Source organism: Mesorhizobium sp. M0037, assembly GCF_040323635.1.
Lineage (GTDB): Bacteria > Pseudomonadota > Alphaproteobacteria > Rhizobiales > Rhizobiaceae > Mesorhizobium.
Genome location: NZ_JAMYVB010000001.1, coordinates 496764 through 519503, shown reverse-complemented (window position 1 = coordinate 519503; position 22740 = coordinate 496764). Strand labels below are relative to the sequence as shown.

22 protein-coding genes are annotated in these 22740 nt (G+C 62.7%); 8 read left to right on the top strand and 14 right to left on the bottom strand.

All coding sequences use genetic code 11. The annotated features are described in order from the left end of the window. Positions 1-71: 71 nt before the first annotated feature. The 3 genes from murI to NKJ78_RS02655 all read right to left on the bottom strand — a co-directional run bounded on the left by murI (position 72) and on the right by NKJ78_RS02655 (position 2544). On the bottom strand, positions 72-860 hold the full coding sequence (gene murI / locus NKJ78_RS02665) for a glutamate racemase (protein WP_023684874.1): 789 nt from the start codon (positions 858-860) through the stop codon (positions 72-74). Positions 861-1005: 145 nt separating this feature from the next. After that, positions 1006-1614 (bottom strand): DUF805 domain-containing protein, encoded by a 609-nt coding sequence (locus NKJ78_RS02660; protein ID WP_352459429.1) that lies wholly within the window; start codon positions 1612-1614, stop codon positions 1006-1008. A gap of 81 nt (positions 1615-1695) precedes the next feature. Beyond that, entirely contained in the window at positions 1696-2544 is an 849-nt protein-coding gene (locus tag NKJ78_RS02655) for an RNA methyltransferase (RefSeq protein ID WP_023684872.1), read from the bottom strand. Between the two features lie 217 nt (positions 2545-2761). Here NKJ78_RS02655 and NKJ78_RS02650 point away from each other — a divergent pair, with 217 nt between their 5' ends. Genes NKJ78_RS02650 through NKJ78_RS02640 form a run of 3 tightly spaced genes read left to right on the top strand, consistent with a single transcriptional unit; the run spans position 2762 to position 5215 of the window. After that, positions 2762-3973: an NADP-dependent isocitrate dehydrogenase gene (locus NKJ78_RS02650; RefSeq protein ID WP_023669114.1), complete on the top strand. Its 1212-nt coding sequence runs from the start codon at positions 2762-2764 to the stop codon at positions 3971-3973. Positions 3974-3983: 10 nt separating this feature from the next. After that, positions 3984-4598: a glutathione S-transferase family protein gene (locus NKJ78_RS02645; RefSeq protein WP_352459431.1), complete on the top strand. Its 615-nt coding sequence runs from the start codon at positions 3984-3986 to the stop codon at positions 4596-4598. A 14-nt stretch (positions 4599-4612) separates the two neighbouring features. Further along, positions 4613-5215, top strand: a complete 603-nt coding sequence (locus NKJ78_RS02640; protein ID WP_352459432.1) for a demethoxyubiquinone hydroxylase family protein — start codon at positions 4613-4615, stop codon at positions 5213-5215. A gap of 99 nt (positions 5216-5314) precedes the next feature. On the opposite strand, the gene alaS is transcribed toward NKJ78_RS02640, so the two are convergent. Next, positions 5315-7981 (bottom strand): alanine--tRNA ligase, encoded by a 2667-nt coding sequence (gene alaS / locus NKJ78_RS02635; protein ID WP_352459462.1) that lies wholly within the window; start codon positions 7979-7981, stop codon positions 5315-5317. Positions 7982-8238: 257 nt separating this feature from the next. Then, positions 8239-9342 carry a recombinase RecA gene (gene recA / locus NKJ78_RS02630; protein WP_023669117.1) on the bottom strand — a complete coding sequence of 368 codons (1104 nt, stop codon included), beginning with the start codon at positions 9340-9342 and terminating at the stop codon, positions 8239-8241. Between the two features lie 282 nt (positions 9343-9624). On the opposite strand from recA, the gene NKJ78_RS02625 reads away from it, so the two are divergent. Beyond that, complete coding sequence (locus NKJ78_RS02625) at positions 9625-10569, top strand: carbohydrate kinase family protein (protein WP_023739396.1); 945 nt, start codon at positions 9625-9627, stop codon at positions 10567-10569. Positions 10570-10639: 70 nt separating this feature from the next. After that, positions 10640-11557, top strand: coding sequence for a pseudouridine-5'-phosphate glycosidase (locus NKJ78_RS02620; protein ID WP_023739397.1), 918 nt, complete (start codon positions 10640-10642; stop codon positions 11555-11557). Positions 11558-11760: 203 nt separating this feature from the next. On the opposite strand, the gene NKJ78_RS02615 is transcribed toward NKJ78_RS02620, so the two are convergent. Beyond that, positions 11761-12084, bottom strand: coding sequence for a TfoX/Sxy family protein (locus tag NKJ78_RS02615; protein WP_023669120.1), 324 nt, complete (start codon positions 12082-12084; stop codon positions 11761-11763). A gap of 83 nt (positions 12085-12167) precedes the next feature. Here NKJ78_RS02615 and NKJ78_RS02610 point away from each other — a divergent pair, with 83 nt between their 5' ends. Further along, positions 12168-12665 carry a GFA family protein gene (locus NKJ78_RS02610; protein ID WP_023697559.1) on the top strand — a complete coding sequence of 166 codons (498 nt, stop codon included), beginning with the start codon at positions 12168-12170 and terminating at the stop codon, positions 12663-12665. A 149-nt stretch (positions 12666-12814) separates the two neighbouring features. Here NKJ78_RS02610 and sufA read toward each other — a convergent pair whose 3' ends face one another. The 7 genes from sufA to NKJ78_RS02575 all read right to left on the bottom strand — a co-directional run bounded on the left by sufA (position 12815) and on the right by NKJ78_RS02575 (position 20053). Further along, positions 12815-13195 carry a Fe-S cluster assembly scaffold SufA gene (sufA, locus tag NKJ78_RS02605; protein WP_013532156.1) on the bottom strand — a complete coding sequence of 127 codons (381 nt, stop codon included), beginning with the start codon at positions 13193-13195 and terminating at the stop codon, positions 12815-12817. Positions 13196-13300: 105 nt separating this feature from the next. After that, positions 13301-13687, bottom strand: coding sequence for an SUF system Fe-S cluster assembly protein (locus tag NKJ78_RS02600; RefSeq protein ID WP_023669122.1), 387 nt, complete (start codon positions 13685-13687; stop codon positions 13301-13303). A 21-nt stretch (positions 13688-13708) separates the two neighbouring features. Beyond that, positions 13709-14950 (bottom strand): cysteine desulfurase, encoded by a 1242-nt coding sequence (locus NKJ78_RS02595; RefSeq protein ID WP_023739399.1) that lies wholly within the window; start codon positions 14948-14950, stop codon positions 13709-13711. Positions 14951-15087: 137 nt separating this feature from the next. Beyond that, positions 15088-16356 (bottom strand): Fe-S cluster assembly protein SufD, encoded by a 1269-nt coding sequence (gene sufD / locus NKJ78_RS02590; RefSeq protein ID WP_023700862.1) that lies wholly within the window; start codon positions 16354-16356, stop codon positions 15088-15090. Positions 16357-16399: 43 nt separating this feature from the next. Continuing rightward, on the bottom strand, positions 16400-17155 hold the full coding sequence (gene sufC / locus NKJ78_RS02585; protein WP_023684862.1) for a Fe-S cluster assembly ATPase SufC: 756 nt from the start codon (positions 17153-17155) through the stop codon (positions 16400-16402). Between the two features lie 29 nt (positions 17156-17184). After that, entirely contained in the window at positions 17185-18702 is a 1518-nt protein-coding gene (gene sufB / locus NKJ78_RS02580; RefSeq protein ID WP_023706434.1) for a Fe-S cluster assembly protein SufB, read from the bottom strand. Between the two features lie 187 nt (positions 18703-18889). Further along, a complete protein-coding gene (locus tag NKJ78_RS02575) occupies positions 18890-20053 on the bottom strand; it encodes a cysteine desulfurase family protein (protein WP_023711505.1) in 1164 nt (387 codons plus the stop codon). A gap of 256 nt (positions 20054-20309) precedes the next feature. Between NKJ78_RS02575 and NKJ78_RS02570 the strand changes: the two genes are divergently transcribed. Together NKJ78_RS02570 and NKJ78_RS02565 are read left to right on the top strand one after the other, a co-directional pair. Continuing rightward, the gene (locus tag NKJ78_RS02570) at positions 20310-20984 is read left to right on the top strand and encodes an alpha/beta hydrolase (protein ID WP_023669128.1); all 675 of its coding nucleotides are present in this window, start codon (positions 20310-20312) and stop codon (positions 20982-20984) included. A 212-nt stretch (positions 20985-21196) separates the two neighbouring features. After that, positions 21197-21844 (top strand): FMN-binding negative transcriptional regulator, encoded by a 648-nt coding sequence (locus tag NKJ78_RS02565; RefSeq protein ID WP_023700865.1) that lies wholly within the window; start codon positions 21197-21199, stop codon positions 21842-21844. A 38-nt stretch (positions 21845-21882) separates the two neighbouring features. Here NKJ78_RS02565 and NKJ78_RS02560 read toward each other — a convergent pair whose 3' ends face one another. Then, positions 21883-22626 carry a phosphatase PAP2 family protein gene (locus tag NKJ78_RS02560; protein WP_352562335.1) on the bottom strand — a complete coding sequence of 248 codons (744 nt, stop codon included), beginning with the start codon at positions 22624-22626 and terminating at the stop codon, positions 21883-21885. Between the last annotated feature and the right edge of the window lie 114 nt (positions 22627-22740).

Sequence of the window (22740 nt, the reverse complement as noted above, 5' to 3'; positions counted from 1 at the left end):
ACGCGCTTTAGTTTTTTCGTTTTGTGCATGTCCTTGTCCCAGAACCGCTGCGCACTTTTGGGCGACATGCATTAGCGTGCGCTCAATCCAAAACCCTGCATCAGCCGGCTGATGGCGAAGTCCGCCTTTCCCGAGGTAAAGACGGCGATGTCGGGCTCGCTTTGCGGCAATGGCCCGTCGACAGCCGGAAGCAGCGACAGAGCGCGCCGCGCAATCGCCTCGGCCGGGTCGATCCAGTCGACCGGCCAGGGCGCGGTCTTGCGCATGCGATTGGCCAGGAACGGATAGTGCGTGCAGGCGAGCACGACGATGTCCGTGCGCAAATCGTCATGCTGGACAAAACACGGTGCGATCTCGGCACGCACGGCCTCCTCGTCGACAAAGCCCTCGCGCATGTAGGCCTCGGCCAGTCCGGCGAGATTGTTGCTGCCGACCAGCCGGACATGGCATTTCTGCGCCCATTTGCCGATCAGGTCGCGCGTGTACTGGCGCTTCACCGTGCCCGGCGTCGCCAGCACCGAGACCAGCCCGGACCGGGTGCGCTCGGCAGCCGGCTTGATTGCCGGCACCGTGCCGACAAAGGGATGGCCAGGGAATTTTTCCCGCAAGGCATCGATCACCAGCGTCGAAGCGGTATTGCAGGCGACGACCGAAATTTCCGGATCAAAACGGTCGAGCAGCTTGGCGAAGAGCTCGACTATATGGGCCTGCAGCGCCGGCTCTTCCCACGCGCCGTAGGGAAAGGCCTTGTCATCGGCGACGTAGACGAAGCGCCGGTCGGGCATCAGCACGCGCGCTTCGCGCAGCACGGTCAATCCGCCAACGCCGGAATCGAACATCAGGATCGGACGGTGGCTCATTGATATCGGACCATGAAAGAGGCTGGATCAGAAGGCTTGGCGGTCATTGGCCAATGCCGTTCTTCTATCTGCAACCATCATGGTCTTGAAGTGGCGAATGTCAGCAAGTTCTATGCAAAGCCGGCGAAGACGACCTTGCCTCGGGCTAGAGCCCGCGCTTGCCGAAGCCGGCGGGCCTCGGGCGGCCCATAGGCTGGGCGGACGGCACCGAGCGCGTGGCCGGTGTGGCGTTGCGCATGGAAGACTGTGCCATGCTGCTGGCCATCCGACCGGATCCCGCAGGCATGGGCGTATCGCCATCGAAATCGAAAACCGATGTCAGTTCGTCGATATTGATGCCCGCCACCGGCTTAGCCACCAGGATCGTGCACCAAAGGCCAAAGATCGACAGCGCCAGCAGGTTCAAACCGCTGGACGTGCTTTCCGGGTTCTTGAAATCGATGACCAGCAGCGTGCCTGCCTGCAGAAAGGCGTAGATGGCGCAGAACACGATGTAGGACCACAGGATCCAGGCTTTGCCGTTGGCGTCGCGGCTGCGTCGCCAGGCGATGTTGGCACGCATGACCACGGCCAGGAGGGAAACGACCAGAACCGCGCCTGCCATGCCTTGCCGCGATGGACCGGGCGCCGAGTTGACCAGCCCCTCAAAGCCGATCGTGCCAACGATGCACAGCACAGCAAGAACGGCCTCGAGCAGGGCTACGCCGAGCGAATAGAAGAAGAAGCGCATACGGCCGATTTTGGACGTGAACATTTGCCACCCCACCGTTTTGACAACAATGGACGAGAGGCAAATAAAATTCGGTTACTTCAGCCGTTCGAAGCTTAGCGATTTCTAATCTTCTTTGTCTGCCTGGCGTTTTCGCGCAGCGGCCGGCAAACGCCTTGGATCGTCTCCCGGCGAGCCGTCACCGCGCGGCATGGCCGGCGAAAACCGGTCGAGCGACGAGATGATGCCACGCAGCACTTTCAGTTCCGGCTCGGCGAAACCGGCGCGCGTCAAGACGGCGCGCAGATTGTCGACCATCTTGGGTTTCTTGGGCGCCGGGCGGAAATAGCCGCGCGCTTCGAGCGCGCCTTCGAGATAGGCAAACAGCCCGTGCAACTCTTCCTTGCTTGCCGGCTTCATTTCAGGGCTGGAGAAATTGGTCGCCGTCTCGTCTTCCAGGCCCGACTTCATCCATTCATAGGACATCAACAGCACGGCCTGGGCGATGTTGAGCGACGAAAAGCCGGGATCCACCGGGAAGGTGACGATCTCGTCGGCCAGCCCGACCTCGTCATTGTAGAGCCCAAAACGCTCGCGGCCGAACAAGATGCCGGTGCGCAGGCCGGCCATCTGACGCGCCCTCAGCGCCCTGCCCGCTTCGACCGGACCACGCACGGGTTTGAAGCCGTCGCGCTCCCGCGCCGTGGTGGCGAAGACGAAGTTGAGGTCGGCGACGGCGGACGCCAGGTCGCCGAACACTGTTACGGCATCGATGACATGGTCGGCGCGGCTGGCGGCGGCGCGCGCCTTCTCGCTCGGCCAGCCGTCACGCGGGTTGACCAGTCTCAGTTCGGCAAGGCCGAAATTGGCCATGGCGCGCGCAACCATGCCGATATTCTCGCCGAGCTGCGGCTCGACCAGGATGATCGCCGGCCCGGCGGCGGATGCGATTTCAGGATGATCGACGGCGGACATGATCTCAATGAACTGCTGTTTGCGGCATTTCAGCGTTCCCTGCCACATCCGCTCGGCAAAATGAAGCTTTTGCAAAACACCGGTCGCGGCACAGACGACCCATTCTGCACGGATCGGCGTTTGCGCGGCCAAATAGGCTTTGATATACGCTCCGCATCCCCGGCCGAAGCCATGCGGGCAAGGCCGTTTAGTTCCCCAAAAGCGAGGCATTCTTTTCATGGCGAAGATCAAGGTGGCGAACCCGGTCGTCGAGCTCGACGGCGACGAGATGACCCGCATCATCTGGCAGTTCATCAAGGACAAGCTGATTCACCCTTATCTCGACCTGAAGCTCGAATATTACGACCTCGGCGTCGAGCACCGCGACGCCACCAACGACCAGGTGACCATCGATTCGGCCAATGCCATCAAGAAATGGGGCGTCGGTGTGAAATGCGCGACGATCACGCCCGACGAGCAGCGCGTCGAGGAATTCAAGCTGAAGAAGATGTGGAAGTCGCCCAACGGCACCATCCGTAACATTCTCGGCGGTACCATTTTCCGCGAACCGATCATCATGAAGAACGTGCCGCGTCTCGTGCCGGGATGGACCAAGCCGATCATCGTCGGCCGTCATGCCTTCGGCGACCAGTATCGCGCCACCGACTTCCGCTTCCCCGGCAAGGGCAAGCTGACCATCAAGTTCGTCGGCGAGGACGGCAAGGTGATCGAGCACGACGTGTACGACGCACCCGGCGCCGGTGTTGCCATGGCGATGTACAATCTCGACGACTCCATCCGCGAATTCGCCCGCGCCTCGCTGAATTACGGCCTGCTGCGCAATTATCCGGTTTATCTCTCGACCAAGAACACCATCCTCAAAGCCTATGATGGCCGCTTCAAGGACATTTTCCAGGAGGTCTACGAGGCTGAATTCGAGGCCGAGTTCAAGGCGAAGAAGCTGTGGTACGAGCACCGGCTGATCGACGACATGGTGGCCTCCGCCCTGAAATGGTCTGGCGGCTACGTCTGGGCCTGCAAGAATTATGACGGCGACGTCCAGTCCGACACGGTGGCGCAAGGTTTTGGCTCGCTTGGCCTGATGACCTCCGTGCTGATGACGCCGGACGGCAAGACGGTGGAAGCGGAGGCCGCGCACGGCACCGTGACGCGCCACTATCGCCAGCACCAGAAGGGCGAGGAAACCTCGACCAATTCGATCGCCTCGATCTTCGCCTGGACGCGCGGCCTCGCCCACCGCGCCAAGCTCGACGATAATGCCGAGTTGAAGCGATTTGCCGACACGCTGGAGAAGGTCTGCATCCAGACGGTTGAGAGCGGCTTCATGACCAAGGACCTGTCGCTCTTGATCGGTCCCGACCAACCATGGCTGTCGACCACCGGCTTCCTCGACAAGATCGACGAGAATTTGCAGAAGGCGATGGCGTAAGCCGGCAGCCATGGCCAAGCCGGTCGTCTACGGGGCGGACTACAGCGTCTATGTGCGCATCGTCCGCCTCGTGCTGGCGGAAAAAGGCATCGACTACGACCTTGTGCCGGTCGATGTCTTTGCCGCCGAGGGCACTCCCGCCTGGTACTTCGAGCATCACCCTTTCGGCCGCATTCCGGCCTTCGAGCACGGCGGGTTTCGCCTGTTCGAAACCAGCGCAATCGCCCGCTATGTCGACGAGGCGTTCGACGGCCCGGCACTGCAGCCAAAAGACGCCCGCACCCGCGCAACGATGAACCAGATCATCGGCATGCTCGACGCCTATGCCTACAGATCGATGGTCTGGGACGTCGCCGTCGAGCGGCTTGAGAAGGAAGCGCCAGACGAGGCACTGGTCGCCAACGGGCTGCGCCAGGCGGAAACGGTGCTGCGGGTGCTCACCGCACTCAAGCCTCCCGGGCCGTGGCTGCTCGGCGACCAGCTGACGCTGGCCGACCTGCATGCGGCATCCATCATCGCCTATTTCGTCAAGGTCGCCGACGGGCAAAAGCTGCTTGCGGCGTTCGCCGACATCCAGGCCTGGTGGGACGGCATCGCAAAACGTCCGAGCCTGGCGGCGGGCTGATATGGGTTCGGGCCATGGCTGACCCATCTCGCCAGGACGCGCTCACCATCGCCAGAATTGTCAGGGTCAACCACGCCGGTGAGTTCGGTGCGATCAGGATCTATTCGGCGCAGATTCTTGTCGCCAGGCGCTTCTGGCCGGATTGCGTGCCATCCTTGTCGGAGATGCTCGGGCACGAGCGCACGCATTGCGCCGCCTTCCGTGCCGCCATGCCGGCGCGGAAGGCGCGACCGTGCCGGGTGATGCAATTCTGGAGCTGGGGTGGCTGGCTGCTGGGTTTTGTCACCGCCCTGCTCGGTCCGCAAGGCATCTGGGCCTGCACGGCGGCGGTTGAAGCGGCGGTGCATCGCCATCTGGACGATCAGCTGTTTTTCCTCGCCAATCGCGACCACGACTTGCAAGGCATCATCCTGGCGATCCGCGAGGAAGAGCTCGCCCATCTCCATCACGCCGAAGAGCAGCTGAAATCGCCCGGCCCGGCGCTGAACTTTTTACGGTCGCTGATTTCGATCGCCACGGACGTGCTGATCTGGCTGTCCACCTGGGGCGATTCCAGCAGAATGACGCGCGCCCTGAAGGCGGCGAAAAGAACTAGACTAGCTAGACGGACCGTCTAAGAGCTGATTGCCGGCTTGCCACTATCAGCCACAGAATGGCAAGCACGGCGGCGAAGGCCGGAAAGCCGCACACGAACCAGATACGACATAGGGTGGCTTTCAGGCTGCCTCCAGCGCCGCCCTCACCGCGGCGATCGCATCATTGGCCTTCGAGGCGTCCGGACCGCCGGCTTGCGCCATGTCGGGCCGTCCGCCGCCGCCCTGCCCGCCCAATGCGGCCGAGGCAACGCGCACCAGATCGACAGCGCTGAAGCGGCCGACGAGATCGTCCGTCACGGCGACCACGACGCTTGCCTTGTTGTCTTCGCCCGCACCGACGAAGACGACGACGCCGGAGCCGAGCGATGTCTTGCCGGCATCGGCCAGCGGCTTCAAATCCCTAGGTGAGACGCCGGAAACCGCCTTGCCGAGGAAGCCGATCCCGGCGACGGTTTCGGTGGTGGCCGGAGCATCGGCCGCAGCACCACCGCCCAGCGCCAGTTTCTTGCGGGCTTCGCTCAGTTCCTTCTCGAGCTTCTTGCGTTCCTCGAGCAGCGCCTCGACACGCGCCGGCACGTTGGCCGGCGAGATCTTCAGCACGGCCGCAGTTGCCTTCAGGCGTCTGTCCTGCTCGTCGAGATATTTTCGTGCGGCTTCGCCGGTCAGCGCCTCGATGCGGCGCACGCCGGCGGCGACCGCGCTGTCGGAGACGACACGCACCAGGCCGATATCGCCGGTCGCCCGGACATGGGTGCCGCCACAAAGTTCGACGGAATAGGGTCTATTGGCCTTGGCGCCATGCACGCCGGTGCCCATCGAGACGACACGCACCTCGTCGCCGTATTTCTCGCCGAACAGCGCCATGGCGCCTTCGGCGATGGCGTCGTCGACCGACATCAGCCGCGTCGTCACCGGGCTGTTCTGGACGACGATTTCGTTGGCCATGCGCTCGACCTCTTCGAGGTCTTCGGCCGAGATCGGCTTGTTGTGCGAGATGTCGAAGCGCAGGCGCTCGGGCGCGACCAGCGAACCTTTCTGCGCGACATGGGTGCCCAGCACCTCGCGCAGCGCCTCATGGATCAGATGCGTTGCCGAATGATTGGCACGCAGCCGGGTGCGGCGTGCATGGTCAACCTTCAGCTCGACGGCTGCACCTGGCTTGACCGTGCCGTTCGTCACCTTGCCCAGATGCACGAACAGGCCGTCGGCCTTTTTCTGCGTGTCGGAAACCTCGATCGAGAAACCTTCGCCGGAGATGATACCGGTGTCGCCCATCTGGCCGCCGGACTCGCCATAGAACGGCGTCTGGTTGACGACCACCGCCACCGCGTCGCCCTTGATCGCGCTGTCGACGGTCTTGCCGTCCTTGACCAGCGCCTGAATGAGGCCTTCCGCCTGTTCGGTCTCGTAGCCGAGGAATTCGGTGGCGCCGGCCTTCTCGCGTACAGAAAACCAGATGGTCTCGGTGGCCGCGTCGCCGGAGCCAGCCCAATGCTTGCGCGCTTCGGCCTTCTGCTGCTCCATCGCATGGGTGAAGCCGGCAAGGTCGACCGAGATGCTGCGCTGGCGCAGTGCGTCCTGCGTCAGATCGAGCGGGAAGCCGTACGTGTCATAGAGCTTGAAGGCCGTCTCGCCGTCCAGCATGTCACCGGCATGAAGCGTCTCCGTCGCCTCCGAGAGCAGGCCGAGGCCGCGCACCAGCGTCTTGCGGAACCTGGTCTCCTCGAGCTTCAGCGTCTCGGTAATCAGCTGTTCGCCGCGCAGCAGTTCGGGATAGGCCTGGCCCATCTCACGCACCAGCGCCGGCACCAGCTTCCACATCAACGGCTCCTTGGCGCCGAGCAACTGCGCATGGCGCATGGCGCGGCGCATGATGCGGCGCAGCACATAGCCGCGGCCTTCGTTCGACGGCAGCACGCCGTCGGCAACCAGGAAAGAGGACGAGCGCAGATGATCGGCAATGACGCGGAAGGAGGCGACCGTCTCCTTGTCGGGTCCCTGCCCGAGCGCTGACGAGGCCGCATCGATCAGATGACGGAACAGGTCGGTCTCGAAGACGCTCTCCACCCCTTGCAGGATGGAGGCCATGCGCTCCAGGCCCATGCCGGTGTCGATCGACGGCCGCGGCAGGTCGATGCGCTCATCCTTGGTGACCTGCTCATATTGCATGAACACCAGGTTCCAGAATTCAAGGAAGCGGTCGCCGTCCTCCTCCGGGCTGCCGGGAGGGCCGCCCCAGATGTGCTCGCCACGGTCGATGAAGATTTCCGAGCACGGCCCGCACGGTCCGGTGTCGCCCATAGCCCAGAAATTGTCGGAGGTCGGGATGCGGATGATGCGGTCATCGGAGAAACCGGCGATCTTCTTCCAGAAGCCGGCCGCCTCGTCATCGGTGTGATAGACGGTGACCAGCAGCTTGTCCTTGTTCAGCCCGAACTCCTTGGTGATCAGGTTCCAGGCCAGTTCGATGGCGCGCTCCTTGAAATAGTCGCCGAAGGAGAAATTGCCGAGCATTTCGAAGAAGGTCAGATGGCGCGCGGTGTAGCCGACATTGTCGAGGTCGTTGTGCTTGCCGCCGGCGCGCACGCTTTTCTGCGCAGTGGTGGCGCGCGAATAGGACCGCTTCTCCAGGCCGGTGAAGACGTTCTTGAACTGCACCATGCCGGCATTGGTGAACATCAGCGTCGGGTCGTTGCGCGGCACCAGCGGGCTCGAGGCCACGACCTCGTGGCCCTCCTTGCGGAAATAGTCGAGGAATGTCGACCGGATCTCGTTCACGCCACTCATGAGTGCTGCCTTTTCGCGAAAACCGCCGGCACGGCCGGCGGACACTGGTCTCTGCTTTTTAGACGATTGACTTGGCCTTTTAGCGGGCACGCCCCACCCTGTCCAGAAACACGGAATTGGGCCAATCCGGCAACTGCCAAGCCGGCTTCACGCTGCCCAAAAACGAAAACCGCCGGCGCGAAGGCCGGCGGTTTGAAACGCAATACTAAAGAACTCGGTTACTTAAGCTGGATTTATGGCCGAACTCTGGCCGTGCCCTACATGGCGCCGGATTCTTCCTCGAAGCCGTCGTCGCTTTCGCCGCGCTCGGGGCCACCATTTTCAAGAAATTTCTCGGCGATCAGCCCGGCATTCTGCCGCAGCGCAAGTTCGATCTCACGCGCCGTGTCGGGATTGTCGCGCAGGAACAGTTTGGCGTTTTCGCGACCTTGGCCGAGACGCTGCGAATTGTAGGAGAACCAGGCGCCGGACTTCTCGACCACGCCGGCCTTGACGCCGAGATCGACCAGTTCGCCGGTCTTGGAGACGCCCTCGCCATACATGATGTCGAACTCGACCACCTTGAAGGGCGGCGCCAGCTTGTTCTTGACCACCTTGACCCGGGTCTGGTTGCCGACGACCTCGTCGCGGTCCTTGACCGAGCCGATGCGGCGGATGTCGAGGCGCACCGAAGCGTAGAATTTCAGCGCGTTGCCGCCGGTCGTGGTTTCCGGCGAACCGAACATGACGCCGATCTTCATGCGGATCTGGTTGATGAAGATGACCATGGTGTTGGAGCGCGAGATCGAGGCGGTCAGCTTGCGCAGCGCCTGGCTCATCAGACGAGCCTGGAGACCGGGCAGCGAATCGCCCATCTCGCCCTCGATTTCAGCGCGCGGCGTCAGGGCGGCCACCGAATCGACCACCAGAACGTCGATGGCGCCGGAACGCACCAGCGTGTCGCAGATTTCCAGTGCCTGCTCGCCGGTGTCCGGCTGCGAGATCAAGAGGTTTTCCAGATCGACGCCGAGCTTGCGGGCATAGACCGGATCGAGTGCGTGCTCGGCATCGACGAAGGCGCAGATACCGCCTTTCTTCTGGGCTTCGGCAACTGTGTGCAGCGCCAGTGTCGTCTTGCCCGAGCTTTCCGGCCCGTAGATCTCGACGATGCGGCCGCGCGGCAGGCCGCCGACGCCAAGCGCGATGTCGAGGCCCAGCGATCCGGTCGGCACGGTTTCGATCTCGACGACCTGCTCATTGGCGCCAAGCCGCATGATCGAGCCCTTGCCGAAGGCGCGCTCGATTTGCGACAGCGCCGCGTCCAGAGCCTTTGATTTGTCCACCGCTTTGTCCTCTACAAGCCGCAAAGAATTCTGAGCCATGATACATCACCCCTTGGTCGTCAATGAAGGCCGGACAATCCGTAATCCCTGCCCATTTTGTACTACTTTTGTTCTCGTTTGGCAAGAGGGATCAAATAACTGAAAAACAATCATTATCCGGATTTGTTCTTTTTTTGTCTCGTGGTTTGGTTTTCGGACGCGTTCCGCATTGGGCCAGATGCTCCGGCTGTTTCGATGGGCCGAATCGCCGGCTCGCCTGCGAAGCTCGGTCGCACAGCCTAGCGCTTGTCTGGTTCGAATAACAAAGGTCATATCGCCGGCATGGTGAAATCAGCAAAGATACTGGCGGTGGGCGGCGCCCATATCGATCGCCGCGGCCAGGTGTCGGGCACGTACGTGCCCGCGGCGTCCAACCCCGGCACGATGCGCGAGGATGTCGGCGGCGGCGTCTTCAACGCGCTGCGCAGCCTGGTGCGGCGCGGCGTCTCGGCCTCGCTTTTGTCGGTGCGCGGCGGCGATGCCTCGGCCGAGACGGTTGCGCGCGCCATCGCCGACTCCGGCATTGCCGACCTGTCGGCGGTTTTCCTCGACCGCACGACGCCGAGCTACACGGCGCTGATCGATCGCGACGGCGAGCTGATCACCGGCTTTGCCGATATGGCGCTCTACGATTTGGCGTTCCCCAAGCAGATCCGCCGCTCCAAGGTGCGCGAGGTGGTCGCCGAGGCCGATGCGGTGCTCTGCGACGCCAATCTGCCATCAACGGCGCTGGAGCGGCTGGTGGGGCTCGCCGCCGGCAAGCCGGTGTTCGCCATCGCCATTTCGCCGGCCAAGGTGGTGCGGATGATACCAGTGCTGAAGGAACTCGCGCAGGTCTTCATGAACCGGCGCGAGGCCATGGTGCTGGCCGGCGTCGATGCCAATGCCACCGAGCGCGAGATCGTCGACGGACTGCGCTGCAGCGGCCTCACCAGTGGCGTGGTGACGGCGGGCGACGGCCCGGTGCTGGGATTCGACGAAGCCGGCGCCTTCTCTATCCTGCCGCCGGCGCCGAGAAAAGTCGCCGACGTCACCGGCGCCGGCGACGCGCTGGCCGGCGCCACCATCGCTGCCCTGCTGCGCGGCCTGCCCCTGCGCCAGGCATTGCGCGAGGGCGTTGCCGCCGCCACGCTGGCCATTGAAAGCGCCGACGCGGTTCCGGCCTTCACGATTGCGACCTTCACCGAGGCACTGGCTCTTGTGCCCGACGCGCAGGAAATGGCATGAGGGCGGCCAATTGCCATTGCCGGAGCGCGACGTCCAAGCGGACGCGCGGATCTCCGGATCGGAGACCATCATGACACCGCAAAGCGCCCGCCCCTTCATCGACCTCCACGCGCCCGTGGCCGAGGCGCTCGCCGCTGGCCGCCCCGTCGTGGCGCTGGAAAGCACCATCATCACCCATGGCATGCCTTACCCCGACAATGGCGCCATGGCCGCCAATGTCGAAAAGATAATCCTGGACAATGGCGCGGTGCCAGCGACGATCGCCGTGGTCGCCGGCCGCATCAAGATCGGGCTTTCCGACGGCGAGCGCGAGTCGCTGGCGATGACCGGCGACGCCATGAAGCTGTCGCGCGCCGATCTCGGCTTTGCGGTGGCGCAAGGCCGCACCGGCGGCACCACGGTCGCCGCCACCATGATCGCCGCTGACTTGGTCGGGATAAAGGTGTTCGCCACCGGCGGCATTGGCGGCGTCCACAAGGGCGCGGAAAAGAGCTTCGACATCTCGGCCGATCTCGACGAGTTGGCGCGCACGCCGGTCATCGTCGTCTCGGCCGGCGCCAAGGCGATTCTCGACATCGAAAAGACGCTGGAAGTGCTGGAGACGCGCGGCGTGCCGGTGATTGGCCATGGCTGCGAGACGATGCCGGCCTTCTGGTCGCGGCATTCGCCGTTCCGCGCGCCGCTGACCCTGCACAGACCGGAAGAGATCGCGCATTTCTACAAGACCAGGGCGGCACTTGGCCTGGTCGGCGGCATGCTGATCGCCAACCCGGTGCCGCAGGACGATGAAATCCCGGCCGACGAGATGGCCGGCTATATCGAGGCCGCGCAGAAGGCGGCGGAAGTGCAGAATGTGACCGGTAAGGCGGTGACGCCGTTCCTGCTGGGCAAAATCCTCGAACTGACCGGCGGCCGGAGCTTGAAGACCAACATCGCGCTGGTCGAGAACAATGCGCGGCTGGCGGCGAGGATTGCGACGGCGCTGTAGGATCGCCTACGTCGGCGGGACAGCACCCCCCTCTGGCCTGCCGGCCATCTCCCCCGCAAGGAGGGAGATTAACAGCTTAGCCGCAGGCTCCCATTTTCAACGTTGGTGATTAGCGAAGGCCAATGTGACAACTGATCTCCCCCCTTGCGGGGGAGATGTCCGGCAGGACAGAGGGGGGTGGGAAGAAACGCGGCGGTCCCGGTTCACTTCCCCGCCCTTCGTCCCGCCTCATACGCCCGGCGCGCCCACACCCTCATCTCGTCAGGATCATCAAACGCGTCGTCGGGAATGCTCCAGTACGGCATCGCGACCAGCTTGCCGTGGCGGGTGCCGGTATAGGTCCATTGCTTGCAGCCGGCGGCTTCGAAGTCGGGCGCGCTTTGCTCGTCAGCCTTGAGCAGCAATTCGCCGCGCAGCACGATGGCGACGATGACGCCGTCGAAATAGATACCCTTGCCGCCGAACAGTTTTCGGATACTGACCGGGCCGAGGCCTTCGAACAGTTCTTCGATGCGTTCATTGTCCATGCCGCAATCATGTCACCGGGCTTGCCATGGCTGCAACCAAAAACCATGCTGGCAAGTTGAGAGCCATCCGTCGGAGTTCTGTCATGCCGCTGCTGCTCAAGGGATCCTGCCGCTGCGATGCCGTCCATTTCGAGGTGGAGAGCAACACGCCGGTGCCGTTCATGCTGTGCTACTGCTCGATCTGCCGCAAGCAGCAGGGCGGCGGCGGCTTCGCCATCAATCTCGGCGCCGATTACAAGACGCTGAAAATCAAGGGCAAGCGCAATCTCGGCGTCTACCAGGCCGAGATCGCGGACGACGAGCATCCAAAGTGCGAGATTTCGACGGGCGAGCGCAATTTCTGCAAGAAGTGCGGTTCGGCGCTCTGGCTCTACGATCCGACATGGCCGGACCTGGTCCACCCCTTCGCCTCGGCAATCGACAGCGAGTTGCCGAAACCGCCGGAGAAGGTGCATCTGATGTTGAAATACAAGGCGAGTTGGGTCGAGCCGGTGATCGGCAAAAAGGACAAGGTCTTCGACGTCTATCCCGAGGAATCGATCGCCGACTGGCACAAGCGGACGAAGATGTGGGTGAAGTAAGCAGGGAGGCGCGGAGCGCGACTTCCGATGGTCAGCGCTGCCCCTCATCCGGCCCTTCGGGCCGTTCGTCATTCGAAAAGCCAAGCAATTGGCTTTTCGCCCGCTGCGCGGACCATTCCTCACCTCCCCGTGAACGGGGAGAAGGAAGATCAGGCCGAAGCGCGCGCCTCAGCCAGCGCCTTCAGGTCGGCGGGCTTCAGTTCGACGGATTCGCCGCAGCCGCAGGCCGAACTCTGGTTCGGGTTGTGGAAGGTGAAGCCGGTGCGCAGCGTGGTCTGCTCGAAATCCATCTCGGTGCCGAACAGGAAAAGGGCAGCCTCGGGCGCGACATAGACATGCGCGCCGTCGCGTTCGATATGGTCGTCCTTGGTATTGGGCTCGGTCACCAGGTCGACCGTGTATTCCATGCCGGCGCAGCCGCCCTTCTTGATGCCGAGGCGAATGCCATGCGCATTGTCGCGCGTGGCGACGATCTCGCGCACCCGGTCGGCGGCCTTTTCGGTCATCGTGATGACGGCGAAGCGTCCCATTCTTTTTCCTCTTCCATTCCATGCAGGTTCAAGGCCTGCCGAATGATTCCTCACCTAAAATGGTGAAGTTTTACCACTGGTGCAAGTGCACCAACCTCAGTCAACCTAGTACCAGCCCACCGCCACCTGCGCCTCTTCCGACATGCGGTCGGGCGACCAGGGCGGGTCGAAGGTCATGTTGACCTCGACGCCGGAGACGCCTTCGACGGCGCCGACGGCGTTTTCCACCCAGCCGGGCATTTCGCCGGCCACCGGACAGCCGGGCGCGGTCAGCGTCATGTCGATCTTGACCGCGCGGTTGTCCTCGATGTCGATCTTGTAGATGAGGCCGAGCTCATAGATGTCGGCCGGTATTTCCGGGTCATAGACCGTCTTCAGCGCCGAGACGATGTCGTCGGTCAGCCGCGCCAGCTCGTCGGCGGGAATGGCCGAGGCGGAAACCAGCGGATTGACGGCCGCTTCCGGCGCGGTGGTGTGGCTCGCATCATCCATGGTCGTCATCCAAAGAACCTGTCACCCGAAGAACTTGCGCGCTTTTTCCAGCGCATCGGCCAAAGCGTCGACTTCGGCCCTGGTATTATACATGCCGAACGATGCCCTGCATGTGGAGGTTACGCCAAAGCGTTTCAACAGCGGCTGGGCGCAATGGGTGCCCGCGCGGACGGCAACACCTTGCCTGTCTATCACCATCGACACGTCATGGGCATGAATGCCCTGCAATTCGAAGGAAATGATGGCGCCCTTGTCCGGCGCGTCGCCGAAGATGCGCAGCGAGTTGATGGCGCGCAGCCGCTCGTGCGCGTAGGTCTTGAGGTCGGCCTCGTGCGCGGCGATGCGCTCGCGGCCGATCTTTTCCATGTATTCCAATGCTGCACCCAGCCCGATCGCCTGGACGATCGGCGGCGTGCCGGCCTCGAAGCGGTGCGGCGGCTCGTTGTAGGTGACGACGTCTTCCGTCACTTCCTCGATCATCTCGCCGCCGCCCATGAAAGGGCGCATGGCCGAGAGAATATCCTTCTTGCCGTAGAGCACGCCGATGCCGGAGGGCCCGTAGACCTTGTGGCCGGTGAAGACGAAGAAATCGCAATCGAGGTCCTGGACGTCGATCGGCATGTGCACGGCGCTCTGGCTGCCGTCGACAAGTACGGGAATTCCACGCGAATGCGCGATGCGCACGATCTCCTTGATCGGCGTCACCGTGCCCAGCGCGTTCGACATATGCGTGATGGCGACGAGCTTGGTCTTGTCGGTCAGGCGCTTTTCGAATTCCTCGATGCCGAAGATGCCGAGATCGTCGACCGGCACCCAGACCAGCTTGGCGCCCTGCCGCTCCCGGATGAAATGCCACGGCACGATGTTGGAGTGGTGCTCCATGATCGACAGAACGATCTCGTCGCCCGCGCCGATATTGGGCATGCCATAGCCGTAAGCGACGGTGTTGATCGCCGCGGTCGTGTTCGAGGTGAATACGATGTTGTCGGTGCTTGGCGCGTTGAGGAAGCGGCGCACCGTCTCGCGCGCCTTCTCGTAGGCGTCGGTCGCGGCATTGGACAGGAAATGCAGGCCGCGATGGACGTTGGCGTATTCCTGGGAATAGGCGTGCTGGATCGTATCCAGCACCACCTGCGGCTTCTGTGCCGAGGCGCCATTGTCGAGATAGACCAGCGGTTTGCCGTAGACTTCGCGCGACAGGATCGGGAAGTCGCGGCGGATCGCCTCGACGTCGTAGGGGGTGGTTTCGAGTTTCTGGTCCATTACAAGCTCTCTTGAGGCAACGCCTCACTCCGTCACTCGCCCCTCATCCGACCGAGCTTCGCTCGGCCACCGCCCGGGGCGAGTCACTTGCCTCGCCCGTCCTTCGGACCCCACAAGGGGAGAAGGGAAAGAGGTGCTTACCCATGGGCCACGAACCAGTCGTCCAGCCTTGTTTCCAGGGCCTCGACGATGGTTTCGTCGTCCAGTTCCTCGATCACTTCGGCGACGAACGCCTTGACCAGCAGGCCACGGGCGCTCTTCTCGTCGATGCCGCGCGCCATCAGGTAGAACAGATGGTTGTGGTCGATCTCGGTAACGGTCGCGCCGTGGCCGCAGATGACGTCGTCGGCGAAGATTTCCAGCTCCGGCTTGGTCGAGAACTCGCCATCATCCGACAAAAGCAGCGTGTTGCAGGCCATCTTAGCGTTGGTCTTCTGCGCGTATTGGTGGACGTTGATGCGGCCCTGGAAGACGCCGCGCGCCTTGCCGGTCACCACATTGCGGATCACTTCCGTCGATGTCGTATGCGGCACGGCATGGTCGAGCACCATGGTCACGTCGGTGTGGGTGTCGCCGGCCAGAAGGTTGATGCCGCGCAATTTGAAATCGGCGCCTTCGCCCGTGGTCTTCACCACGATCTCCTGGCGCACAAGCTTGCCGCCGGCATTCATGAAGAACAGCGTCAGCTTCGAATTCTTGCCGAGATGCGCCTTGAACTGCGCCAGATGGGTGGCCGTTTCCGGCTGTTCCTGGATGATCAGCCAGGTCACCTCGGCGCCCTCGCCCAACACCAGCTGGCTGACGGAGCTGGCCAGAGCCGCGCCCTCGCCCGCCTGACGCTCGACGATCGCAGCCTTGGCGCCGGCGCCGACACGCACGGGAAAGCGCACATGGGTCTGTCCGCCGGCTTGCAGGTTCTGCAATTCGATCGGCTTTTCCAGTGCTGCGCCATCGGCGATGTCGACGAAATAGCCGTCGGCGACGAAAGCAGTGTTCAGCGCGCCGATGGCGTCATCGCTGCCATAGGGCTCGAGGCCGGGTGCAATCGAGCCGTCGGTCAGCTTTTCCGACAGGCGCTGGATCGTCACGCCCTCGATCGCGGGGAATTTCGCACTCGAGACGCCGTTCAGAACCGCCAGCACGGCGGAACCTTCGACGATGGGCGTTAGCGTTTTGGCGGCGGCCGTCGGATCGAATGCCGGCACCGCGGTCAACAGCCGGCGCAGGTCAGTGTAATGCCAGGATTCGATGCGCCGCGTCGGCAGCCCGTGCTTGATCGCCTCGATGGCGTCGTCGCGCTTCAGCATCACCGCGCCGTCACCCGGCAGCAACGACAGACGCTCGCCGAAAGCGTCGATCAACGCCGTTTCGGCCTGCGTGCGCTGGGGTTGTGTATGCATATTCATCAGTTTTGCCCCGCCTTTCAGCATAAAATGGCCTTCTGGCGTCTCACGCGGCTTCGCCGATCACGCCGGCATAGCCATTGGCTTCGAGATCGAGCGCCAGCGACTTGTCGCCGGACTTGATCACCTGGCCCTTGTATAGGACGTGCACGCTATCGGGCACGATGTGCTCGAGCAGGCGCTGGTAGTGGGTGATGACGATGATGGCACGGTCGGGCGAACGCAGCGCGTTGACGCCGTCCGAGACGATCTTCAGCGCATCGATGTCTAGGCCTGAATCGGTCTCGTCGAGCACGCAGAGCTTTGGCTCCAGCAGCTTCATCTGCAGGATCTCGGCCCGCTTCTTCTCGCCGCCGGAAAAGCCGACATTGAGCGGCCGCTTCAGCATCGCCATGTCCATCGAGAGCGAGGCTGCCGCCTCTTTCACCCGCTTCAAAAATTCCGGAATTTTTAGCGGCTCCTCGCCGCGCGCCTTGCGCTGCTCGTTCATCGCCACCTTCAGGAACTCCATGGTCGCGACGCCAGGTATCTCCATCGGATACTGGAAGGCGAGGAAGATGCCCGCGGTGGCGCGCTCGGCCGGATCCATTTCGAGGATCGACTGGCCGTTATAGAGGATGTCGCCTTCGGTGACCTCATAGTCCTCACGGCCGGCGAGGATGTAGGACAGCGTCGATTTGCCCGAGCCGTTCGGACCCATGATGGCAGCGACCTCGCCGTTTTTCACCGTCAGGTTCAGGCCGCGGATGATCTCGGTGCCGTCATCGACGATGCGGGCATGCAGATTCTTGATCTCAAGCATTTTTTCTTTCCTGGATATATATTGTCCGGTCAGCCGACCGAGCCCTCGAGGCTGATGCCGATAAGCTTCTGCGCTTCGACCGCGAACTCCATCGGCAGCTGCTGGATAACATCCTTGACGAAGCCGTTGACGATCAGCGCGATCGCCTCCTCTTCCGGGATGCCGCGCTGCATGACGTAGAACTTCTGGTCCTCGGAAATCTTCGACGTCGTCGCCTCATGCTCGAACTGCGCCGTCGAGTTCTTGGCTTCCATGTAGGGCACGGTGTGGGCGCCGCACTGGTCGCCGATCAGGAGACTATCGCAATTGGTGAAGTTGCGGGCGTTGGTCGCCTTGCGGTGCGCCGAGACCTGGCCGCGATAGGTGTTCTGCGAGAAGCCGGCGGCAATGCCCTTGGAGATGATGCGGCTCGACGTGTTCTTGCCGAGATGGATCATCTTGGTGCCGCTATCGACCTGCTGGTAGCCGTTCGACACAGCGATCGAATAGAACTCGCCGGAGGAATCGTCGCCGCGCAGGATGCAGCTGGGATATTTCCAGGTGATCGCCGAACCGGTCTCGACCTGCGTCCACGAGATCTTCGAACGGTGGCCGCGGCAGTCGCCGCGCTTGGTGACGAAATTGTAGATGCCGCCCTTGCCCTCGGCATCGCCGGGGTACCAGTTCTGCACCGTCGAATATTTGATCTCGGCATCGTCGAGCGCCACCAGTTCGACGACGGCGGCATGCAGCTGGTTCTCGTCGCGCTGCGGCGCCGTGCAGCCTTCGAGATAGGAGACGTAAGCCCCCTCCTCGGCGATGATCAGCGTGCGCTCGAACTGGCCGGTGTTCTTCTCGTTCATGCGGAAATAGGTCGACAGCTCCATCGGGCAGCGCACGCCCTTGGGCACGAAGACGAACGAGCCGTCGGTGAAGACAGCCGAATTCAGCGTGGCGTAGAAATTGTCGGATGTCGGCACGACCGAGCCGAGATATTTCTGCACCAGCTCCGGATGCTCGCGGATGGCTTCCGAGATCGAGCAGAAGATGACGCCGGCCTGCGCCAGTTCCTTCTTGAACGTGGTGACGACGGAAACGGAATCAAACACCGCGTCGACGGCGACACGGCCCGATTTGTAGACGTTGTCGCTGGGCTCCTCGAGATCGGAGACGTCGGTTTTCTGCACGCCGGCGAGGATTTCTTGTTCCCGCAGCGGAATGCCGAGCTTCTCGTAGACCTTCAACAGCTCGGGATCGACGTCGCTCAGCGAGGTCGGGCCGGGCGTGCTCTTGGGCGCCGCGTAGTAATAGAGGTCCTGAAAGTCGATCTTCGGATAATGGACGCGCGCCCAGGTCGGCTCTTCCAGCGTCAACCAGCGCCGATAGGCTTCCAGACGCCATTCCAGCATCCAGGACGGTTCATCCTTCTTGGCCGAGATGAAGCGAATAATGTCTTCGCTCAGGCCCTTGGGGGCCTTGTCCATCGCGATCTCTGTCTGGAATCCGTATTTGTACTGGTCGACGTCGATCTTTCGGACCCGATCGATCGTGTCCTGCACAGCAGGCATAAGCGTTCTCCATCCACGCCGGGGTCAAGGCCCGACAGTTTTCAAACTATGGCATCGCCGAGGGCTGCCCATTAGGCGCCGAAGGCGGCGTAAGTTTCATATAGTGCGTCTCGGCCGGGAATTCACCCGGCCACTTGCAAACGCACGGCTCCACCAGGCCGCGAGGCCTGAATTCTTTGTCGCCGCCTCAGGCGGCTTGTTCCCTGCCCGCCCGGCGCTGGGCAATACCGGCCAGCGCAGCACGGAACAGTTCGATATCCCCGGCACTCGTTGCGTGGCCGATGGACACGCGCAAAGCGCCCAGGCTGTCGCCATGACCCATGGCTTTCAGCACATGGCTCGGCCCGACCTTGCCCGACGAACAGGCCGATCCCGCCGACAGCGCAACGCCAGCCAGATCGAACGCGATCTGCGCCGTCTCGGCCTTGATGCCGGGAATAGCGAAGAATGTCGTATTGGCAAGCCTTGGCGCGCCGGTTCCGAAGATTTCTGCGTCCGGCACCAGCGTTTTGAGTGTTTTCTCGACCTCGCCGCGGCGTTGCGCGATCGCTTCGACGTCTTTCAGTCCAGCCAAAGCCTGCCGCGCCGCGGCGCCAAAGCCGGCGATGGCCGCCAGGTTTTCGGTGCCGCCGCGATGGCCCTTTTCCTGGCCGCCGCCATTGATCAGCGGCTTCGGCATCATCAGATCGGCTGCCGCAACGACGGCGCCGACACCCTTGGGGCCGCCGATCTTGTGCGAAGACAGAATCAAATAGTCGGCGTAAGCCGCTGACATATCGATGGGAACACGGCCCGCAGCCTGCACCGCGTCGACCACCAGAATGCCGCCCGCCGCATTGACGATCGCGGCGATGCGATCAATCGGCTGGATGACGCCGGTCTCGTTGTTGGCCGCATGGATCGCGACCAACGGCAGGCCTTCGGCCTTGTCATGCGCGGCCAGAGCGGCTGTCAGCTGAGCGAGGTCAGCGATGCCATCGGCGTCGACGCCGATCCGCGAAACCTGTGTTGCCGGGAAGCGGCCGCCGTTCAACAGGCAAGGGTGGTCGGCCTCGCAGACATAGAGCCGGCTCATGCGCACCGTGCCACGGCCCATCCGCCAATCCGGTGTCAGCAGCGTCGATGCGGCTTCCGTCGCGCCGGAGGTGAAGACGACATGCTCGGCCTTGGCGCCGACAAGTGCTGCCACATCGCGCCGGGCAGTGTCGATCAGGCGCCGCGCCGCGCGCCCCTCGGCATGCACCGACGACGGATTGGCGACGAGATCGAGCGCGGCAATCATCGCCTCGCGCGCCTCGGCAATGAGCGGCGCGCTGGCATTGTAGTCGAGATAGGCGCGTGCTGCGGCCATTTTCACCCAATCGATCCCGTCAAGACCCTTTCCGCAAGGATAGCGCGTTATTTCCTTGAAATTGCAAGGCAAGACGTCCTATTTACGCGGCTTGCGGCGAGGATGGCCGGGCCGTCACGGCTGGCTATCCAGTTTTGAACAATTCTAAACTAGCTTCTAAGAAGACGCTTGCCCTGCGTCAAGGCCCGGAAGGGCTGGGGCTAGAGTAAAGAGTTGTTCCGGGCGCCGCGCATTCGTATGCCATTTGGAGTAGTTCATGCCTGAGGTCATTTTCACCGGTCCGGCCGGCCGCCTGGAGGGCCGCTACCAGCCTTCCAAGGAGAAGAGCGCGCCGATTGCCATCGTGTTGCATCCGCATCCGCAATTCGGCGGCACGATGAACAACAAGATCGTCTATGACCTCTTCTACATGTTCCAGAAGCGCGATTTCACCACGCTTCGCTTCAACTTCCGCGGCATCGGCCGCAGCCAGGGCGAATTCGACCACGGCACCGGCGAATTGTCGGATGCCGCCGCAGCGCTCGACTGGGTGCAGTCGCTGCATCCGGATTCCAAGAGCTGCTGGGTGGCCGGTTATTCCTTCGGCTCCTGGATCGGCATGCAGCTTCTGATGCGCCGGCCCGAGATCGAGGGCTTCATCTCGATCGCGCCGCAGCCCAACACCTATGATTTCTCGTTCCTGGCGCCCTGCCCGTCATCGGGTCTGATCATCCATGGCGATGCCGACAAGGTGGCGCCGCCCAAGGATGTGCAGGGCCTGGTCGACAAGCTGCACACGCAAAAGGGCATCACCATCACGCAGAAGACCTTGCCAGGCGCCAACCACTTCTTCGCCAACGACGCCGATCTGCTGCTCGAGGAATGCGCCGACTATCTCGACCGACGGCTGGCCGGCGAATTGTCCGATCCGCGGCCGAAGCGGCTGCGCTAAGAGCAATTCCAGGAAAAGTGTAAACGGGTTTTCCGTCCGGAATTGCGTCAAAACAAAAACTCCCGGTCCGATGCCGTCAGAGTCGTGCCCATCATGGGCGCGACAATGCCATTTCGGGTGATCCAAACGGTGAAGCCAGCCTGACATGTGGCGCGGCTCGGCTGAACGGTGCACAATGCCGGTTCAGCCAGCGCAAGAAGGCATGACCGATCATGTACCAGCCTCCCCATTTCCAGGAAACGCGGCCGGACGTCCTGCACGGGCTGATCCGGACGCATCCGCTGGGGTTGCTGATCTCCAACGGCACCGATGGCCCGGTCGCCAATGCCATTCCCTTCCTGCTTGATGCAGAGGTTGGGCCGAATGGCCGGCTGCGCGCCCATCTGGCCAGGGCCAACCCGCAATGGCGTCAGCTGGCCGACAATCCGACATCGCCGGTGCTGGTCGTCTTCCAGGGCGCCGACGCCTATGTGACGCCGTCCTGGTACGAGACCAAGCGCGAGACCGGCAAGGTCGTGCCGACCTGGAACTACGCCATTGTCCAGGTGCGAGGAACCGTCAGAGTGATCGAGGATTCCGCCTGGATCGCACAGCAGATCACCGAGCTGACGCTGTCGCAGGAAGGCGCCCGCGAGGCACCCTGGGCGGTGACCGATGCGCCGCCGACCTTCATCCAGTCGCAAATCAAGGGCATTGTCGGGCTTGAGATCGAGATCGCCGAAATCAGCGGCAAGTGGAAAGTCAGCCAGAACCGGCCTGTCGCCGACCGCGTCGGTGTCGCCGAAGGGCTGGAGAAGGACGCCGCCGGCGCGCCCGACATGGCTCGGCTGGTGCGGAGCTGGGGTGGCATCGACAGCTAGCTGGGGTGGTCTTAGATGGTTCCAAAGGCGTCAGCAATTCAGTTGCCTGCCGGCGCTGCTCCAATGCGGAAATTCGTCTGTCTCGGCGCATCGTTTTGGTTTGGTTTGCGAGCCCGACGGAATAGGCGGAACGTAGTTTTTGCCACCGGCAACCCCGACGCCGTGTAGCGGAAGATACATCCCAGCCGGCCAAGCACCATCGCGCAGACGATGGCAACAGCACAGCCAAGGCCGAATCCGGCGACAGTGTCGCTCGGATAGTGCGCGCCGATAAAGATTCGGGTCGATGCGACCGACAAGGTTGCAGCCAGCAGCACCCATCTGCGCTGGGGCAACAACAGCAGCGCAATGCCGAAAATGACACCCATGGTCGTGGCATGGCCGGATGGGAAGCTGGCAAAGCGCGCCTCCATGGAAAAAGGATGCAGCGACAGATCGCCGAGCTTGTCGAAATTCATTGGCCTGGCTCTGCCCACGCCATATTTCAGCACGTTGACGACCATGGCCGAGAGTGCGATCGAACCCAGCACCATGAAAGCAAAGCAGGTCCAGTTGTAGAAGGTCATCCGCGCGCGCCGGGAAAGGCTGCGCCAATCCGTCAGATTCGCAGCAATCAGCACCAGTACCGACGGGACAAGATACCAGCCGCCTAGGCCGAAGAAGGTAAAAAACTCGGCGATGCGGAAGACATTGGTCGAGCCTGAAGCCCACTGCCTCGCCATGGTGCCCGCAAGATGGTCGAACCGGAGCGACACCGCGATCGTCAGCAAAAGCCAGGCCACGACCCAGACCGACCACAGGATTTTCGGGTAGCGCGCCGGGCGCGTCGCCAGGCGATGCCGTACAATCCCGAAAGTATCGCGGAAATTATCGACAGACTGCCGGAGCATGGCAGG

Excerpts from the sequence above, each read along its gene's own strand:
- NKJ78_RS02610 (WP_023697559.1), top strand. The coding sequence starts at position 12,168 with ATGCCGCTGCTGCTCAAGGGATCCTGCCGCTGCGATGCCGTCCATTTC.
- NKJ78_RS02655 (WP_023684872.1), bottom strand. The coding sequence starts at position 2,544 with ATGTCCGCCGTCGATCATCCTGAAATCGCATCCGCCGCCGGGCCGGCG.
- NKJ78_RS02575 (WP_023711505.1), bottom strand. The coding sequence starts at position 20,053 with ATGGCCGCAGCACGCGCCTATCTCGACTACAATGCCAGCGCGCCGCTC.
- recA (WP_023669117.1), bottom strand. The coding sequence starts at position 9,342 with ATGGCTCAGAATTCTTTGCGGCTTGTAGAGGACAAAGCGGTGGACAAA.
- NKJ78_RS02565 (WP_023700865.1), top strand. The coding sequence starts at position 21,197 with ATGTACCAGCCTCCCCATTTCCAGGAAACGCGGCCGGACGTCCTGCAC.
- NKJ78_RS02600 (WP_023669122.1), bottom strand. The coding sequence starts at position 13,687 with ATGGATGATGCGAGCCACACCACCGCGCCGGAAGCGGCCGTCAATCCG.
- sufD (WP_023700862.1), bottom strand. The coding sequence starts at position 16,356 with ATGAATATGCATACACAACCCCAGCGCACGCAGGCCGAAACGGCGTTG.
- NKJ78_RS02570 (WP_023669128.1), top strand. The coding sequence starts at position 20,310 with ATGCCTGAGGTCATTTTCACCGGTCCGGCCGGCCGCCTGGAGGGCCGC.
- NKJ78_RS02625 (WP_023739396.1), top strand. The coding sequence starts at position 9,625 with ATGGTGAAATCAGCAAAGATACTGGCGGTGGGCGGCGCCCATATCGAT.
- sufA (WP_013532156.1), bottom strand. The coding sequence starts at position 13,195 with ATGGGACGCTTCGCCGTCATCACGATGACCGAAAAGGCCGCCGACCGG.
- NKJ78_RS02660 (WP_352459429.1), bottom strand. The coding sequence starts at position 1,614 with ATGTTCACGTCCAAAATCGGCCGTATGCGCTTCTTCTTCTATTCGCTC.
- NKJ78_RS02595 (WP_023739399.1), bottom strand. The coding sequence starts at position 14,950 with ATGGACCAGAAACTCGAAACCACCCCCTACGACGTCGAGGCGATCCGC.
- NKJ78_RS02620 (WP_023739397.1), top strand. The coding sequence starts at position 10,640 with ATGACACCGCAAAGCGCCCGCCCCTTCATCGACCTCCACGCGCCCGTG.
- murI (WP_023684874.1), bottom strand. The coding sequence starts at position 860 with ATGAGCCACCGTCCGATCCTGATGTTCGATTCCGGCGTTGGCGGATTG.
- sufB (WP_023706434.1), bottom strand. The coding sequence starts at position 18,702 with ATGCCTGCTGTGCAGGACACGATCGATCGGGTCCGAAAGATCGACGTC.
- NKJ78_RS02645 (WP_352459431.1), top strand. The coding sequence starts at position 3,984 with ATGGCCAAGCCGGTCGTCTACGGGGCGGACTACAGCGTCTATGTGCGC.
- NKJ78_RS02650 (WP_023669114.1), top strand. The coding sequence starts at position 2,762 with ATGGCGAAGATCAAGGTGGCGAACCCGGTCGTCGAGCTCGACGGCGAC.
- NKJ78_RS02615 (WP_023669120.1), bottom strand. The coding sequence starts at position 12,084 with ATGGACAATGAACGCATCGAAGAACTGTTCGAAGGCCTCGGCCCGGTC.
- NKJ78_RS02640 (WP_352459432.1), top strand. The coding sequence starts at position 4,613 with ATGGCTGACCCATCTCGCCAGGACGCGCTCACCATCGCCAGAATTGTC.
- sufC (WP_023684862.1), bottom strand. The coding sequence starts at position 17,155 with ATGCTTGAGATCAAGAATCTGCATGCCCGCATCGTCGATGACGGCACC.
- alaS (WP_352459462.1), bottom strand. The coding sequence starts at position 7,981 with ATGAGTGGCGTGAACGAGATCCGGTCGACATTCCTCGACTATTTCCGC.